General features: G+C 72.1%; 12 protein-coding genes. All 12 read right to left on the minus strand.

Annotation, left to right across the window (positions count from 1 at the left end; genetic code table 11):
* Positions 1 to 106: 106 nt before the first annotated feature.
* Positions 107 to 1,153, minus strand: a complete 1,047-nt coding sequence (locus tag OG310_RS05290; protein WP_329454699.1) for a sugar phosphate isomerase/epimerase family protein — start codon at positions 1,151 to 1,153, stop codon at positions 107 to 109.
* Complete coding sequence (locus OG310_RS05295; protein ID WP_329454700.1) at positions 1,150 to 2,577, minus strand: nucleotide pyrophosphatase/phosphodiesterase family protein; 1,428 nt, start codon at positions 2,575 to 2,577, stop codon at positions 1,150 to 1,152. The genes OG310_RS05290 and OG310_RS05295 overlap by 4 nt, the downstream gene beginning before the upstream one ends.
* Positions 2,574 to 3,743, minus strand: coding sequence for a metabolite traffic protein EboE (gene eboE / locus OG310_RS05300; RefSeq protein ID WP_329454701.1), 1,170 nt, complete (start codon positions 3,741 to 3,743; stop codon positions 2,574 to 2,576). Before eboE ends, OG310_RS05295 begins: the two co-directional genes overlap by 4 nt.
* A gap of 4 nt (positions 3,744 to 3,747) precedes the next feature.
* Positions 3,748 to 4,608 (minus strand): TatD family hydrolase, encoded by an 861-nt coding sequence (locus OG310_RS05305; protein ID WP_329454702.1) that lies wholly within the window; start codon positions 4,606 to 4,608, stop codon positions 3,748 to 3,750.
* On the minus strand, positions 4,608 to 5,189 hold the full coding sequence (locus OG310_RS05310) for an EboA domain-containing protein (RefSeq protein ID WP_329454703.1): 582 nt from the start codon (positions 5,187 to 5,189) through the stop codon (positions 4,608 to 4,610). The genes OG310_RS05305 and OG310_RS05310 overlap by 1 nt, the downstream gene beginning before the upstream one ends.
* A complete protein-coding gene (locus OG310_RS05315; RefSeq protein ID WP_329454704.1) occupies positions 5,186 to 6,046 on the minus strand; it encodes a sugar phosphate isomerase/epimerase family protein in 861 nt (286 codons plus the stop codon). The genes OG310_RS05310 and OG310_RS05315 overlap by 4 nt, the downstream gene beginning before the upstream one ends.
* Entirely contained in the window at positions 6,043 to 7,068 is a 1,026-nt protein-coding gene (locus OG310_RS05320) for an SCO3242 family prenyltransferase (protein ID WP_329454705.1), read from the minus strand. Before OG310_RS05320 ends, OG310_RS05315 begins: the two co-directional genes overlap by 4 nt.
* A complete protein-coding gene (locus OG310_RS05325; RefSeq protein WP_329454706.1) occupies positions 7,065 to 8,198 on the minus strand; it encodes an inositol-3-phosphate synthase in 1,134 nt (377 codons plus the stop codon). Before OG310_RS05325 ends, OG310_RS05320 begins: the two co-directional genes overlap by 4 nt.
* A 476-nt stretch (positions 8,199 to 8,674) precedes the next feature.
* Positions 8,675 to 12,388 carry a ThuA domain-containing protein gene (locus OG310_RS05330; RefSeq protein WP_329454707.1) on the minus strand — a complete coding sequence of 1,238 codons (3,714 nt, stop codon included), beginning with the start codon at positions 12,386 to 12,388 and terminating at the stop codon, positions 8,675 to 8,677.
* 329 nt (positions 12,389 to 12,717) lie between these two features.
* Positions 12,718 to 13,722 carry a sugar phosphate isomerase/epimerase family protein gene (locus tag OG310_RS05335; protein WP_329454708.1) on the minus strand — a complete coding sequence of 335 codons (1,005 nt, stop codon included), beginning with the start codon at positions 13,720 to 13,722 and terminating at the stop codon, positions 12,718 to 12,720.
* A gap of 12 nt (positions 13,723 to 13,734) precedes the next feature.
* Positions 13,735 to 15,006, minus strand: coding sequence for a Gfo/Idh/MocA family protein (locus tag OG310_RS05340; RefSeq protein ID WP_329454709.1), 1,272 nt, complete (start codon positions 15,004 to 15,006; stop codon positions 13,735 to 13,737).
* Between the two features lie 76 nt (positions 15,007 to 15,082).
* Entirely contained in the window at positions 15,083 to 16,120 is a 1,038-nt protein-coding gene (locus OG310_RS05345; protein WP_329454710.1) for a substrate-binding domain-containing protein, read from the minus strand.
* Positions 16,121 to 16,252: the final 132 nt, after the last annotated feature.

A 16,252-nucleotide genomic window follows, 5' to 3' on the forward strand; every position in this document is an offset into this window, starting at 1 on the left:
CGGCGAACCCGACAGACACGGCCGGTTCGACAACCAGCGGCGGGCGATGCCTTCTCGGCACCGCCCGCCGTGGTGTGTGCGGCCGGGGAACGGCCGGCCGCCGGGGTCAGCCCTTCGTCTTCTCCGTCAGGGCGTGCAGGTGGTCCGCCGACTTGCGGGCGAACTCCAGTGAGTCCACGGGCTGGTCGTGCTCCACCTGCCAGTGGTGCGACGTGCGGCCCTTGTTGGTGGCGTTGACCTTCTGGATGAACGTCTTGTAGTCGATGTCCCCGTCACCGACGTCGACCATGTCGTATCCGTCGCCCGCTTCGGGGTCGTGGACGCCGTCCTTGACGTGGAAGAGCGGATAGCGGTGGGGCTGCTCGACCACGTAGTCGATCGGCTCGAAGGGCCGCGGCTTGCCCTGGGGCGTGACACTGAAGCGGAACTGCGCCGTGAAGGCCCAGTAGATATCCATCTCCAGGAACACGAACTTCGGGTCGGTCTCCGCCAGCAGCACGTCGTACAGGCGCACGTCCGGGTTGTCGGACGCGAAGGCGAACTCGTCGCCGTGGTTGTGCTGGTAGAACTTCATGCCCCGCGCCTTGGCGGCCTCCCCGTACGTGTTGAACTCAGCGGCGGCCCGCTTCCACGCGTCGACCGTGTTGCCGTACCGGTTGGGGCTGGAGGCGGTTCCGATGTGTTCGAGGCCGAGGGTCTCGGCGTCGTCCAGCACCTTGCCGAGGCTGGTGGCGAAGCTGTAGCCGTTCGGGTCGCTGGTGAAGTAGCCGACGTGGCTGCCGATGCCGTTGAGACCGTAGCTCGTGGCGAGCCGCGCCACCTGCTTCACCGAGATGGACCCGATGCCCTGGGTGTATCCGGCGTACTCGATCTCGTCGTAACCGAACTCCGAGAGCTCCTTGAAGACGGAGGCGAAGCCGATCTGCTGGACCTTGTCGCGCAGCGAGTACAGCTGGATGCCGAGACGTCCCGGCGGCAGTACGGGCCGGGTCGGCGCGGGCTTCTTGCCGGCGGCGGCCGTCGGGGCGGCGCCCGCGGTGCCCGCCGTCAGGCCGAGCAGCGCGGCGGCCCCCGCGCCCGCGGTGACACCGAGCATGCCGCGTCTGCTCAGCCGGTGGGCGAGCTCGGCGTCGACGGTCTTGTTGCGGATCATGAGCGGGACTCCTTGTGTGGTCGGTGCGGGTCTGCCAGCCCGAGGAGCAGGGATTTCACATCGGTCGCCGCGACGCGGCCACCGACGACTCCGGGGGTGGAGCACAACAGGACGGGGCCCTCCTCGTCGCTCGCCGGAAGGCGGCCGTGGCTGCCGCGGATCGGCGAGGCGTCCAGCGGGACGACCGCCATCCGGTAGCGCAGGCCCGCCTTCTTGCGGGCGAGCGCCGCGGCGGCCCTGAGCCGGACATAGGGGTCGTGCGGATCCATGAACAGCTCGACCGGGTCGTAGCCGGGCTTGCGGTGGATCTCGACCAGCTGCGCGAAGTCGGGGGCGCGCGCGTCGTCCAGCCAGTAGTAGTACGTGAACCAGGCGTCCGGCTCCGCGACGGCGACCAGTTCGCCCGCGCGCGGGTGGTCGAGGCCGTGGCGCTTCTTGCCCGCGTCATCGAGCAGTTCGGCGATGCCGTCGAGTCCGGCCAGTGCTTCCCGGACGGCCGCTGTCTCGCCGGGCCTCTCAGGTTTCGCGATGTAGACGTGGGCGATCTGGTGGTCGGCGACGGCGAAGGCGCGGGAGGCCATCGGGTCGAGGTACTCCATGCCGTCCTGGGTGTGCACCTCCAACAGCCCGGCCCTGCGCAGGGCCCGGTTGATGTCGACGGACCGGGAGACCTTCGTGATGCCGTACTCGGAGAGCGCGACGACAGTGCGCCCGGCCGCCCGCGCGTCGTCGAGCAGTGGCGCGAGGGCCGTGTCGAGGTCGGCGGCGGCGCGCAGGGAGCGCGGGTCGTCGGGGCCGTAGCGCTGGAGGTCGTAGTCGAGGTGCGGCACATAGCACAGCGCGAGGTCAGGGGCGCGGGTGCGCAGGATGTGCCGGGTCGCATCGATGATCCACTGCGAGGAGACCAGGTCAGCGCCGGGGCCCCAGAAGTGGAACAGCGGGAACGTGCCCAGTTTCGCGGTGAGTTCGTCGTGCAGGGCGGGCGGCCGGGTGTAGCAGTCCGGCTCCTTGCGGCCGTCGGCGTAGTAGACGGGGCGTGGTGTGACGGTCCAGTCGGTGTCGGCACCCATCGCGTACCACCAGCAGATGTTGGCGACGCTGTAGCCGGGGAACGTGCGCCGGGCGGCGTCCCACAACCGGTCGCCCCGCACGAGGCCGTTGTGCTGGCGCCACAGCAGGACGTCACCGAGTTCGCGGAAGTACCAGCCGTTGCCGACGATGCCGTGCTCGGCGGGAAGGGTGCCGGTGAGGAACGTGGACTGGGCGCTGCAGGTCACGGCGGGCAGGACCGTCTCCAGAGTGGCCCGCGACCCGCCCCGCGCCATCCGTTCCAGGTGCGGCATGTGCTCCAGCAGACGCGGGGTGAGGCCGACGACGTCGAGGACCAGGAGCGGCACGGGGCGGTCGGGAGACGGTTCGGTCATGGCAGCTCCTTGAGGCCGAGGTCGGTCAGCAGGTCCCGGGCGAGGACGAGTTCGGCGGCGATGCCGTCGGCTAGCCGGCCCCGGGTGCGCGGTCGCAGCTCGGCGGGGAGCGCCTGCCAGGTGTAGGTCTCGACCTCCAGGTGGCGGGTGCGCGGCTCGGCGACGCCGACCAGCCCGGCGAGCACGACGCGCAGCACATCGAGCGTCGAGGAGAGCGGCGGCGCGGGCGGCGCGTGCAGCGGTACGTGGAAGTGGGCGCGCCAGGGCGACCCGTCGGGCAGCGCGTCACCGACCAGGGCTTCGTCCAGGTCGTCGGTGCCGCGCAGGCCCGCCGCCGTTCGCGTGCGGGTCTGGTGCAGGAAGCGGGGTTCCGCGAACGCCCCGAGCGCGGCGCGGACCTCCGGCAGGTGCGGGTGTTCGGCGTGCAGGGCCGCGGACAGCTGCGTCTTGGGGACGGTGACGCCGGCGGCGGCCAGCGCGGCGAGGGCGGCGAGCGGGTCCTCGAAGGAGGTGGCCAGATGGCAGGTGTCGACGCACACCCCGATCCGGTCGGAGGCGACGGCGACGACCGGCGCGATGGCGTCCGCGGTGGTTTCCACGGTGCAGCCGGGCTCGGGCTCCAGGGCGATCCGGATGGACTTGCCGGTCAGTTCCTCCAGCGCGTCGAGCCGCCGGGCGAGGGTGACGAGCGCGCGGTGCGCGGTGCGGGCCGCCTCCGCGTCGTAGGCGGTGCGCCAGGCGAGCGGCAGGGTGGAGATGGTGCCCTCGGTGACATCGTCCGGCAGGAGCGCGGCGAGGAGCCTGGCGAGGTCGGTGGTGTACGCCAGGCGTTCCGGGTCCGCCCAGTCGGGCTTGTACACGCGGTACTTGACCTGGTCCGAGCCGAAACCGTCGTAGGGGAAGCCGTTCAGGGTCACGACCTCCAGACCGCGCCGGTCGAGTTCGGAACGCAGAGCGCGCAGCCGCGCGGGGTCGTCCACGAGGGTGCGGGCGGCGGGCCTCGCGAGCCAGAGGCCGATACCGAGGCGGTCGCGGCCGAGGCGCCTGCGGACGGGTTCGCAGTGGTCGCGCAGCTGGGCGAGCACTCCGTCGAGGCTCTCGGCCGGGTGGACGTTCGTGCAGTACGCGAGGTGGACGGTGGAGCCGTCGGGGTGGCGGAAGCGCATGGCCTCACTCCCCGCCGCGCAGGATGGAGTTGCCCTCGTGCTGCGCCCCCCGCTCGCCGGCCGGGGCCGGGACGTCGAGCTGGAGCCGGCCGCTCTGGCCGTAGAACGCCACGGGGTTGGCCCACAGCACCTGTTCGACGTCGTCGTCGGTGAACCCGGCGGCGAGCATGGCGTCGGCGACCTTGCGGGTCTTGAGCGGATCACTCCTGCCCCAGTCCGCGGCGGAGTTGACGAGGACCCTCTCGGTCCCGTGGTCCTTGAGGACGGCGACCATGCGGTCCTCGTCCATCTTGGTGTCGGGGTAGATGGAGAAGCCGAGCCAGCAGCCGCTGTCGGCGGCGTCCTTGACGGTGGTCTCGTTGAGGTGGTCGAGCAGTACCCGTTCGGGTGCGAGTGCCGACTCGCGTACGGCGTCGACGGTGCGGCGCAGCCCGGTGAGCTTGTCGCGGTGCGGGGTGTGCACCAGGGCGGGCAGGCCGTGGTCGGCGGCGAGTTGGAGCTGTGCGGCGAGGGCGTGGTCCTCGGCCGGGGTCATCGAGTCGTAGCCGATCTCGCCGACGGCGACCACACCGTCCTTGACGAGGTAGCGCGGCAGCGCGTCGAGGACGGGGGCGCAGCGCGGGTCGCCCGCCTCCTTCGGGTTGAGGGCGAGGGTGCAGTGGTGGGCTATGCCGTACTGGGCCGCGCGGAACGGCTCCCAGCCGAGCAGCGCGTCGAAGTAGTCGTAGAAGCTGGCCGGCGAGGTGCGGGGCTGGCCGAGCCAGAACGACGGCTCCACGAGGGCGCGCACACCGCTGTCGTACATGGCCCGGTAGTCGTCCGTGGTGCGGGAGGTCATGTGGATGTGGGGGTCGAAGATGCGCATCAGGACTCCAGTCCCGTGAGGGCGAGTACGCGGTGGAGGCCGGCCGGCACGGTGCGGCCGGCGGCGCTGCGTTCAGCGGCGAAGTCGGCGAGCATGCGGGCGAGTTCGCTGTCACCCGCGGCGCGCCGGGCCAGTGCGGCGACGTGCTCGACCGGAACCCCGGTGAACAGGCACTTCAGTACGGCGTGCCGCCATGCATGCGGGTCCAGGTGGTCGGCCGCGTAGGGCCCCACGGCGGCGGCCACGAGCCGTGTGTCGTTGGCACGCAGGGCGTCCTCGATGAGCGGCACGGCCCCCGGACCCGGTACGCGTGCGGGCAGGGCGAGCAGTACGGCCCGCCGCTCGGCGCCGCTGCCCTGCCGGTAGAGGCGGGTCAGTGTCGCGAGGTCCGCGCCGGCACGGTCGAGGAGCAGGACGCGGACGTCGTCGGCGTTGTCCTGTCCGCAGTACCGACCGGCGGCGGCGAACCTGAGTTCCCAGGCGCCCTCCCCCGGTGCGGCGGCCTCGGTGAGCGCGGCGTCGAGCCAGGCCAGGCCCGCGCCGTCGAGGCGGGGGACGAGCGCGGCGCGGGTGGGGGTCATGCGGCAGCTCCCTTCGCACGGTCGGTGGCTGATCGCAGGAATTCGAGGGAGCGACGGGCGAGTTCGGGGCCCGCGTGGGAGTGGCGGGGCAGTTCCACGACGGTGAGTCCCTGGTAGCCGGCGGCGTCGAGGGCGTCGAGTACGGGCGGGAAGTCGATCTCGCCGTCGCCGAACGGCAGGTGTTCGTGGATACCGCGCCGCATGTCCTCGATCTGCACATGGCGCAGCCATGGAGCGGCGTCGCGTACGCAGGCGGCGGGCGTCGCCGCCTCCAGGCACTGGCAGTGGCCGATGTCGAGCGTGAGGCCGAGGGAGGGGGGATCGCCGAGGCGGCGCCGCAGTTCGTGGAAGGCCGCGAGGTCGCCGACGAGGTGCCCGGGCTCGGGTTCGACGGCGAGCGGGACCCCGGCGCGGTCCGCCGCGTCGAGCAGGGGTGCGAAGCCCTCTTCGAGCCGTGCCCAGCCGAGGGCCGGGTCCTCGCCCCCGGCGGGCACGCCGCTGAAACAGTGGACCGCGTGTGCGCCGAGGTCGGCGGCGACGCGTACGGCACTCAGCAGGAGCGCCACCCGAGCGGCGCGCGCCTCGGGGTCGGGGTCGAGGAGTGTGGGCCCGTGCTTGCGGCGGGAGTCGAGGACGTAGCGCGCGCCGGTCTCCACGGTGACGCCGAGCCCGAGCGCCGCCAGCCGTGCGGCGACGGCGCGGGTGCGGGCCCCGAGGTCCGGGGCGAGCGGGTCGAGGTGCATGTGGTCGAGGGTCAGGCCGACGCCGTCGTAGCCGAGGTCGGCGAGCAGCGCGAGGGCGTCGGTCAGGCGCAGGTCGGTGAGGCCGTTGGTGCCGTAGCCGAGGCGGAGGCTCATGTGGGGCTCACCTTCCGGGCGAGCAGCCGGGCGAGGGGGGCCAGCGCGGCGACGGCGAGGGCGGTCAGCGGGTCACCGGCGCGGGCGGCGAGGGCGGACTGGAGGGGGATCATGGCGCGGATGCCGCCGCCGACGGCACGCTGGGTGAGTGGCGGCGAAGGATTGAGCAGAGCATGCCAAGCAGGACGCCCGGTGGTGGCGAGGTACGCGGCGGCGAGCCCCGCGACGACCAGGCGCCCGGCCGGATCCACCCGACCGCTCCCGGTACGGGCCTGCGTCAGGTCCCCGGACCCACCGCAGACAGGTGCGATGAGCTCCGCGGCGCGCACTCCGGCGGGGCCGGCTGCGGATCGCGTCGGGACCCGTACTCCGGGCCGCGGCGGGGCACCCGGGCGGTGCGGTGGGCGGATCAACGCCGCCGACAGCGTTGTCGCGGTCGCCAGCGCCGCCAGGGGCGCGGCCAGGGCACCGCCCTGGGTCTCCCCGCGCGAGACGGTGGTGACGGCAGCGGTGTGCGCTCCGAGCGCGAGGGCGGCGGGCAGCACGGCGCCCGGCCCCCGGGCCTCCGGGGTCGCCGACGCGCCCAGCAGGACATCCAGCGAACGGGCCGCGCCCATGGCGACCGGACCCGCGACGGTGTGCTTCAGCCTCAGGTCGTACGCCCACACGGTGGCGGCGATCGCCGCCGACACCGCCAGCGGGCGGCGTCCCGCCACAGCCGCCAGGGCCAGACCGGCCGCCGTCAGGGCGCCCGCCGCCGCGAGCGCGGCGCGCGGTGCGATCCGGCCGGAGGGGATCGGCCGGTGCGGCCGGTCCACCGCGTCCTCCGCCCGGTCCGCCCAGTCGTTGAGCGCCATGCCTGCCTCGTACAGGCACAGCGAGGAACCGATCACCAGGGCCGTGCCGCGCCCGGGCCGGGCACCGGCCGCCGCGACACCGGCGAGGGCGTCGCCGGGAACGGTGAACAGAGCCGAGACACGCAGTAGTTCGGCCCAGTCGCGGGCCCGTCGCAGCAGGCTCACGCGCCCGCCCCCAGCCGGCCCGCGAAGGCCAGCAGTTCCTCGAACTGCTCGGCGAGGGCGACGGACCGTCCGTCCGGATCCTTGAAGTAGAAGCCCAGTTGCGGCAGCGCCCCGCCGATCCCCGCCTCGTGTGCGCGGGCGACGAGCCGGGCGAGGTCGAGCACGAGGGGCGCGGCCAGCGCCGAGTCGCACCCCTGCCAGGTGGTCTGGAGGATCATCCGCGAGCCGAGGAAACCGTCGAAGGCGATGTGGTCCCAGGCCGTCTTCCAGTCGCCGAGTGCCGGCACGTCGTCGATGTGCACCTCGCCCTCGGGAGCGGCGCCGAGCGCGTCGGCGAGGACGCGCTCCTTGCCCGCGTTCTTGGCCGCCGCCGCGGCCGGGTCCGCGAGGGCGGCGCCGTCGCCGCCGCCGAGCAGGTTCGTACCGGACCAGGCCCGTACGTTCAGCGCGCGCTGCACGAACATCGGGGCGAGCACGGACCGCAGCAGGGTCTGGCCCGTCTTGCCGTCGCGGCCAGCGTGGGGAAGCCCGCTCGCGGCGACGGCGGCGGCCAGGACGGGGGTGCGCAGGCCGGTGGACGGGGTGAAGTTGACGTATCCGCACCCCGCGCGGACCGCCGCGGCCGCGTACAGGGAACTCGCGGGCAGCCGGGGATCACCGGGCGCGGGCAGCGGCTCCGTGGACGACACGTTGACGACGACCGTACGGGCGACCCCCATGCGGCGGGTGAAGCCCGCGATGTCGGCGGCGAAGCCCGCGATGATCTCCTCGTCGTCGCGGGTGTCGCCGGGTCCCGGGCCGCCGGTCCTGATCTCCGCGTCGGCGGCGGCCAGTTCCGCCGTGATCGCGCCGACGAGCCCATGGGGCAGCACGCCCGCCTCGGTGAGCGCCTCGGCACGTTTGGGCAGCGGGCAGCTCGCGGTGTCGTGCCCGCCGAACACGAGCGAGGACAGCGCGGGCAGTCCGGCCCCCGCGAAGGGCGGCGTCTCCGTGACCATCCCGGTCGGGGCGTGCAGGCCCGCGGTCACCGCCGCGCACCCCGCGACCGCGGTGGTCGCGACGGAGCCGCGTGCCCCGACGAACCAGACTCCGGTGCGCGCTGTGGCCGATTCGCTGCTGGTCGTCGTCACGGTCTGCCTCCTGCCGCCGATGTGCCGGTGTGCTGTGTGCGGATGTGTTCGAGTGCTGAGTGCGAGGGTGTGCGGTGTGTGCGTGCGCGGAGCGGATGCGCCTGGCCGGCCCTACGAGTGACGCGGTGCGGGTGCGGGTGCGCGCGGTCTTACGGGTGACGCGGTACGGGTGCGGGTGTGTTCCGGTGCGGATCGGGTGTCTTCCGGTGCGGAGGCCGCATGTTCCGCTCCCTGTGCAGGCGTTCGGTCATTCCGGTGCGCCGTTCCGTGTGCGGAGGTACCGATGGATCGGTACGCCGGATCCGCTGCCCCGGGGCCGGGCCGGTGCGGCACCGGGCGCCCAGGGTGGGCCCGGCGCGCGGCCGGGCGGCCCGCAGGGACTACGGGCCGTACGGCCGGCGCCGGTCCGAGGCGGTGGGCGGGGGGTACGGCGCCTCCCCGCCCACCGCCGGCTCGGTGGGACCGGTATCGGGACCTCAGCCGGTCGGCGCGGGCAGTTCCTTGATCTGGATGTTGCGGAACGCCGCCTGATCGTCGGGCCCGTGGTTCTGGATCCCGATGTAGCCGTCCTTCAGGCTGCGCGCGGGGTCCTTGTTGGTGAAGTCGTTGATCTTCACGCCGTTCAGGAAGACCTGGAGACGTTCGCCCTGGACCTTGATCTCGTAGCTGTTCCACTGGCCGGGCGGGCGCAGCACGCGGTCGCGCGCCTTGATGTCCGCCGCTTTGAAGGTGTAGATCGAGCCGGTGGTGCGGTCCGGCGCGTCGGTCGCGTCGATCTGCACCTCGTACCCGTTGTCGACCGCCGACCAGGGGTCGTCCGACTCGGGGAAGCCCACGAATACGCCGGAGTTGTCGTCGCCGTCGAGCTTCCAGTCCAGCTTCAGCGAGTAGTCCGAGAACTGCTTCGCCTGGTACCACAGGAGGCCGAGGCCGCCCGCCGAGTGCAGTTCGCCGCCGCCGATGTCGAACGCTCCGGGACCCGCGTGCTTCCAGCCCTCCAGCGTCTGGCCGTTGAAGAGGTCCCGGTATCCGCTCTGGGGCTTGCAGTCGGCCTTGACCTGGCCCGTCGTGTACTTCAGGCCGCCGAGCAGCATGCCGCGGAAGTCCGCGTCCGCGTAGGACTCCTTGGTGTGTCCGAGACCGGTGTAGAAGGACCGGCCGCCCTGGTAGTCCTGGCACCAGCTGATCGGGTGGTCGCCGCGCATCGTGCCGCCCTGGTAGGTGGTCTCGTCCAGGGTGGCGAGGACGTGAACGCTGCCGCGCGGGTTGGTGCGGTAGTTGTACAGCTCGTCGTTCCAGCTCCAGGCCTTCGGCAGGTGCGCCGTCGCCGGGTTCTTCTGGTCCTCGACCCGTACGGTCACGGGCTGGGGCGTCGGGTGGCCCTGGAAGTAGGCGCCGACCAGGCCGCCGTAGAAGGACCAGTCGTACTCGGTGTCGGCCGCCGCGTGGACGCCCATGTAGCCGCCGCCGGTGGAGATGAAGTACTCGAACGCCTTCTGCTGCTCGGGGTTGAGCACGTCACCGGTGGTGGAGAGGAAGACGACCGCGTCGTACCGGGCGAGGTTGTTCGTGGTGAACTGGGCGGCCGTCTCCGTGGTGTCGACGGTGATGTTGTTCTGCGCGCCGAGTTCCTTCAGCGCGGCGATGCCCTCGGGGATGGCGTCGTGCCGGAACGCGGCGGTCTTGGAGAAGACGAGGATCCGCTTCTCGGTCTTCCCTGGCGCCTGGTCGCTGATGCGGAAGTCGTCGATGTCGTAGAGCGCACCCTCGCCGCCCTTGAAGACGAGGAACAGCTTCGTGGACTTCGTGGGCACACCGCGCAGGGGCACGTCGATGTCCTGGAAGGTGTCCCAGCTGCCGGTGACGGGGATCGGTGCGGAGCCGAGGATCTTCCCGTCCGCCGAGCCGGTGCGCACTTCGAGGAAACCGCCCGCGCCGGCGGAGGAGATCCGCGCGGTCAGGGTCTTCGCGCCGGTCAGGTTGTAGGGCGTGAAGGAGATCCAGTCGCCGTCGTTGATGTCGCCGACGGTCTTGCCGCCGTTCGCGCTGGTCTTGGCCTGCTGGGTGATGCCCGAGGAGTCGGTGTAGTGCTCGGCCTGCCGGTGGCGGGGCTGGAGCTGCACCTCGTCGTGGGTGGTCAGCGGGGCCTGACCGCCGCCACCGCCGTCAGTGTATTCGGCGTCCAGTACACCGAAGATGTTGGCGTTGGGGTCGTGGTCGGCGTCGGCCGGCGCCGTGATGGTGCCCTCGCAGCCGTTGGCGGAGGTGAGCGGATGGCCGTGGTTGTCGTGCCCGAGCACGTAGTGGACGGTCACCTTCGCGCAGTCGACCGGTCCGTCCTCCGGATCGGTGACGGTGACCTTGAAGGGCAGTGTGTCACCGAAGTCGAACAGGGCGCCGTCGGACGGCACGGTCAGTTCGACCTTCGGCGCGGTGTTGCCGACGACCACCTGGACGGAGGCGGTGGCGGTGTGGCCGTCGGGGTCGGAGGCGGTGAGCGTCGCCGTGTAGGTGCCGTTCTTCTTGTACGGGTGCGTCGGGTCCGCCTCGGTCGAGCGGGCCCCGTCGCCGAAGTCCCACGCGTAGGAGACGGTGTCGCCGTCGGGGTCCGTGGTGCCCGCGGAGGAGAACGCGACCCGCAGCGGGGCGGCGCCCGACGTCTTGTTGGCGACAGCCTTGGCGACGGGCGCCCGCCCGCCGGTGACGTTCTCGATGCGGTAGACGCCCGAGTTGTCGTCCCCGCCGAACCAGGAGAGCCCGTAGTCGAGGACGTAGAGGGCGCCGTCGGGGCCGAACTCCATGTCCATGACCTGGGTGCCGGTCCACGGGAAGTCGTTGATCTTCTGGACGGTGCCATCGCCGTCCTGCTCGATCCGCTTGATCCACTGACGGCCGAACTCACCGGCGAAGAAGTTCCCGTCGTACTCCTCGGGGAACTTCACGGGCGAGGTGGAGGTGGGGTCGTAGCGGTAGACGGGGCCGCCCATCGGCGACTCGGAGCCGCTGCCGAACTCGGGGACGCTGCCACCGTCGTACGGGATCCAGGCCGGCTGTGCGGGCGGCAGATCGACCAGGCCGGTGTTGTGCGGCGAGTCGTTCTTCGGCGCGGCGCAGTCGAAGGCCGCGCCCGACGTCCCGGTCGCGAAGTCGTAGTCGATGAACGGGTCGTTGTTCCCCGTGCAGAACGGCCAGCCGAAGTTGCCCGCCCGGGTGACCCTGGCGAACTCCACTTGGCCGCCTGGGCCCCGGGTCGGGGACGCGGCGCCCGCGTCGGGGCCGTAGTCGCCCACGTAGACGATGCCGGTCTTCTTGTCGACGGACATCCGGAACGGATTGCGGAAGCCCATCGCGTAGATCTCGGGACGCGTCTTCGCGGTGCCGGGGGCGAAGAGGTTGCCGTCGGGCACGGTGTACGACCCGTCGGCGGCGACCTTGACGCGCAGGATCTTGCCGCGCAGGTCGTTGGTGTTGCCCGCGCTGCGCCGGGCGTCGAACGCCGGGTTGCGGTCGGGGCGTTCGTCGATGGGTGCGTAGCCGTCGGAGGCGAACGGGTTGGAGTCGTCGCCGGTCGACAGGTAGAGGTTGCCCTCGCCGTCGAAGGCGATGTCACCGCCGACGTGGCAGCAGATGCCGCGCGAGGTCGCGACGTCGAGGACCTTCTTCTCGCTGGCCTTGTCGAGGGTGCCGTCCGCTTCGAGGGTGAACCGGGAGAGCCGGTTGTAGCCGTCGAAGGGAGCGAAGTCGGCGGCCGAGCCGGTCTCGGGCGCGTCGGTGGCCGGGGTGTCGAGCTTCGGCGCGTAGTAGAGGTAGATCGCCCTGTTGTGCGCGAAGTCCGGGTCCACGCCGACGCCTTGCAGGCCCTCCTCGTCGTGGTTGTACACGTCGAGGGTGCCGGCGACCTTGGTGGTGCCGTTCGCATCGGTGATCCGCAGGACCCCGTCGCGCGAGGTGTGCAGCACCTCGCGGTCCGGCAGGACGGCCAGCGACATGGGCTCGCCGACCTCGGCTGCGCCCTTGGCGAGCGTCACCTGCTGGAAGACCGGGTCGGCGGCCGCGGGTGCGGCTGCCACCACGGCGGCGGACGCGGTGTTCGCCGCGGCGGTGGGTACGGCGCCGAGGCTCGCGCCGGCGAGCAGGACGCCTGTCAGCGCGGCGAGGAGCGATCTTGCTCCGGGACGTTTTCTGTGCACGAAAGTCCTCCGGGGAGTGGGCTGTTCGTACGCTTCCGGTGCTCGTCCGGCACCGGATCGTGAAAGGGCGGCAGTGGTGTGCGCCGTCACACCTGCCCCGCCAGGGCCTGTGCGGCCCGCTGTCCTGTGCAACCTCTGTGGACGGTAGCGGGGTTCGTCCCGTACCGAAAGACCTTGCGCACGGATGCGCCGCAACTTTTCCCCGCATCAGGACAAAGCCGCCTTCGGGCATGCCGGGCCGCCCGGTGGCGCACTCGCCACCGGGCGGCCCGGTCCCCGGCGGCCTCGCCCGCCGCGTGCCGGGACCGGGTCCCGGGCTGCCGCAGCCGCTACCGGCCGCCGCCGAAGGCCGCGTCGAACGACGCGCTCGGCGGGTCGAAGTCGAACCTCTTCAGGTCGCGCAGCGCCTCGGGCGCCCCGGCGAGCCGGTCCATACCCGCGTCCTCCCACTCCACCGAAACGGGGCCCTCGTAGCCGATGGAGCGCAGCATCCGGAAGACGTCCTCCCACGGCACGTCGCCGTGGCCGGCCGAGACGAAGTCCCAGCCGCGCCGCGGGTCGCCCCACGGCAGGTGGGAGCCGAGCCGGCCGTTGCGCCCGTCGAGCCGCTTGCGGGCCTCCTTGCAGTCGACGTGGTAGATCCGGTCCCGGAAGTCGTAGAGGAAGGCGACCGGGTCCAGGTCCTGCCACACGAAGTGGCTCGGGTCGAAGTTCAGCCCGAACGCGGGGCGGTGGCCGACCGCTTCGAGCGCACGGTGCGTGGTCCAGTAGTCGTACGCGATCTCGCCCGGGTGCACCTCGTGGGCGAAGCGGACACCCTCCGCGTCGAACACGTCGAGGATCGGGTTCCACCGCTCGGCGAAGTCCTCGTACCCGCGCTCGATCATGCGGGGCGGGACCGGCGGGAACATCGCCACCAGGTGCCAGATCGCCGAGCCGGTGAAGCCGATGACGGTGTCCACACCGAAGGCCGCCGCGGCCCGCGCGGTGTCCTTGATCTCGGCCGCGGCGCGCTGCCGGACCCCCTCCGGGTCCCCGTCCCCCCAGACGCGGCCGGGCAGGATGTCCTGGTGGCGTTCGTCGATGATCGCGTCGCAGACGGCCTGCCCGACGAGGTGGTTGGAGACCGCCCAGCACTTCAGGCCGTACTTCTCCAGCAGCTGGTGCCTGCCGGCCAGGTAACCCGGGTCGGCGAGGGCCTTGTCGACCTCGAAGTGGTCGCCCCAGCAGGCGAGTTCGAGACCGTCGTAACCGAAGTCCCGGGCGAGCCGGCACACCTCCTCCAGCGGCAGGTCGGCCCACTGCCCGGTGAACAGGGCGAACGGACGTGACATGCGGGCTTCCTCCTAGGCTTGGCCGGTCGTGGCGGCCACGGCCGCGCCGACGGGCGCGGCGGGCGCGGGCGCGGGCGGGGCCGGTACGGGCGTGTAGAGCGCGTTGTTCGCGGCGCTCCGCTCGACGGCCGCGAGCACGCGCTGGACCTGGAGGCCGTCGGCGAACGACGGGGCCGGGTCGGTCCCGTTCGCGACGGCCTCCACCAGGTCGCGCACCTGGTGGATGAACGTGTGCTCGTAGCCGAGGGCGTGCCCCGGTGGCCACCAGGCCTCCAGGTACGGGTGCTGCGGCTCGGTGACGAGGATGCGGCGGAAGCCCGCGGTGGTGGCCGGCTCTGTGTGGTCGTGGAAGGACAGCTCGTTGAGCCGCTCCAGGTCGAAGGCGAGCGACCCGGCGGAGCCGTTGATCTCCAGCTTCAGCGCGTTCTTGCGGCCGGCCGCGAACCGGGTGGCCTCGAAGGAGGCCAGTGCCCCCGAGGCCAGCCGGCCCGTGAACACCGCCGCGTCGTCGACGGTCACCGGTCCCAGGGTGGCGCCCCCGCCCCCGGTCAGTCCCGAGGAGGCCCCGCTGAGCACGGGACGCTCCTTGACGAAGGTCTCCGACAGTGCGGAGACGCCCGCGATCGGCTCGCCCGCCAGGTACTGCACCAGGTCGACGATGTGGGCTCCGAGGTCGCCGAGGGCGCCGGAGCCCGCGTACTCGCGGCTGAGCCGCCAGGTCAGCGGGAAGTCCGGGTCGACCAGCCAGTCCTGGAGATAGGTGACCCGCACGTGCCGCAGCAGGCCGAGCCTGCCCTGCCCGATCAGGGTCCGGGCGTACGCCACCGCGGGCACCCTGCGGTAGTTGAAGCCGACCATCGCCAACTGACCGCGCGCACGTGCCTCTTCGGCGGCCCTGGTCATCTCCTCAGCCTCGGCCACCGAGTTGGCGAGCGGCTTCTCGCACAGCACGTGCTTGCCCGCCTCCAGCGCCGCGATCGCGATCTCGGCGTGGCTGTCCCCCGGTGTACACACGTCCACCAACTGGACGTCGTCACGGGCGATCAGCGCGCGCCAGTCGGTCTCCACCGCCGCCCAGCCGAGCCGCGCCGCCGCGTCGCGCACGGCGGCCTCGTCCCGGCCGCACACCGCGGCGAGCCGGGGCCGCAGCGGCAGGTCGAACACATGGCCCGCGGTGCGCCACCCCTGGGAGTGGGCGGCGCCCATGAACGCGTATCCGACCATGCCGACGCCCAGTGTCGGCGGCGCACCGGCCTGTGACTCCGGTGCTCGTGTGCGGGCCATAGGGGACACTCCTCGTCTGTATCGGTCAGCGGTGGTACAGCAGTCCCGGCGGGTACGTCCCACCCGCCTGTGCGGGTCAGTTGAAGCCGGTGGGCAGGTACTGGTCAATGTTGGTCTTGTCGACGACGGCCGAGAAGACCGCGACCTGCGTGGGGATCTCCGCCTCGGAGATGCCGCTGATGCCCTTCGCCTGGCCGAGCGCCCTCGCCAGGTCGATGGCGGAGGCCGCCATGCTCGGCGGGTAGAGGACCGTCGCCTTCAGGACGCCGTCGTCCGCCTTGATGTGGTCCATGGCCGACTTGGCGCCGGCGCCGCCCACCATCAAGAAGCCGTCACGGCCCGCCTGGTCGATGGCCCGCAGGGCGCCCACGCCCTGGTCGTCGTCGTGGTTCCACACCGCGTCGAACTGCTTCTGCGCCTGCAGCAGCTGGGCCATCTTGGCCTGCCCGGACTCGACGGTGAAGTCGGCCGCCTGGCGGGCCACCTTCCTGATGTTGGGGTACGTCTTCAGCGCGTCGTCGAACCCCTGGGTGCGCTGCCTGGTCAGTTCCAGGTTGTCGATGCCGGCCAGCTCGATGACCTTGGCGTCCGGCTTGCCCTTCAGCTTCTCGCCGATGTAGTGGCCGGCGTTGAGGCCCATGCCGTAGTTGTCGCCGCCGATCCAGCACCGGTACGCCTGCGGGGTGTCGAAGACGCGGTCCAGGTTGATCACCGGGATGCCGGCGCGCATCGCCTTCAGACCCGCCTGGGTGAGCGCCTTGCCGTCGCCCGGCAGGACCACGAGGACGTCGACCTTCTTGTTGATCAGTGTGTCGATCTGGCCGATCTGCACGGCCGTGTCGTTGGAGCCCTCCGTCGGCACGAAGGTGACGTCGGAGTAGGACTGCGCGCGCTGCTTGGCCTGCACGTTGATGGCGTTGAGCCAGCCGTGGTCGGCCTGCGGCCCGGCGAATCCGATGGTGACGTGCTTGCCGGGCTTGTCGTCGGCGGCGGGCTGCTTCGCCGTCGTCGACGCCTTCGCCTCGGGCTCGTTGCTGGTGCATGCGGTGAGGAGGGCACCCGCGCCGATCGCTGCGGTGCCGAACAGCAGTCCTCTGCGGCTCGTCTCAGACATGAGGGTAATGGCCTTTCGGATAGGGGAACGGCGGGTGTGGGGGTCGGCGGGTGTACTGCGGTGCGGTGGTGTCGCGGTAGGGCGGGAGATGCGGATACGGGGGCGTGCGGCAGGCAGCGGTGCGCTACGGGT

The organism is Streptomyces sp. NBC_01497, from assembly GCF_036250695.1.
In the GTDB taxonomy this organism is placed as follows: Bacteria; Actinomycetota; Actinomycetes; order Streptomycetales; family Streptomycetaceae; genus Streptomyces.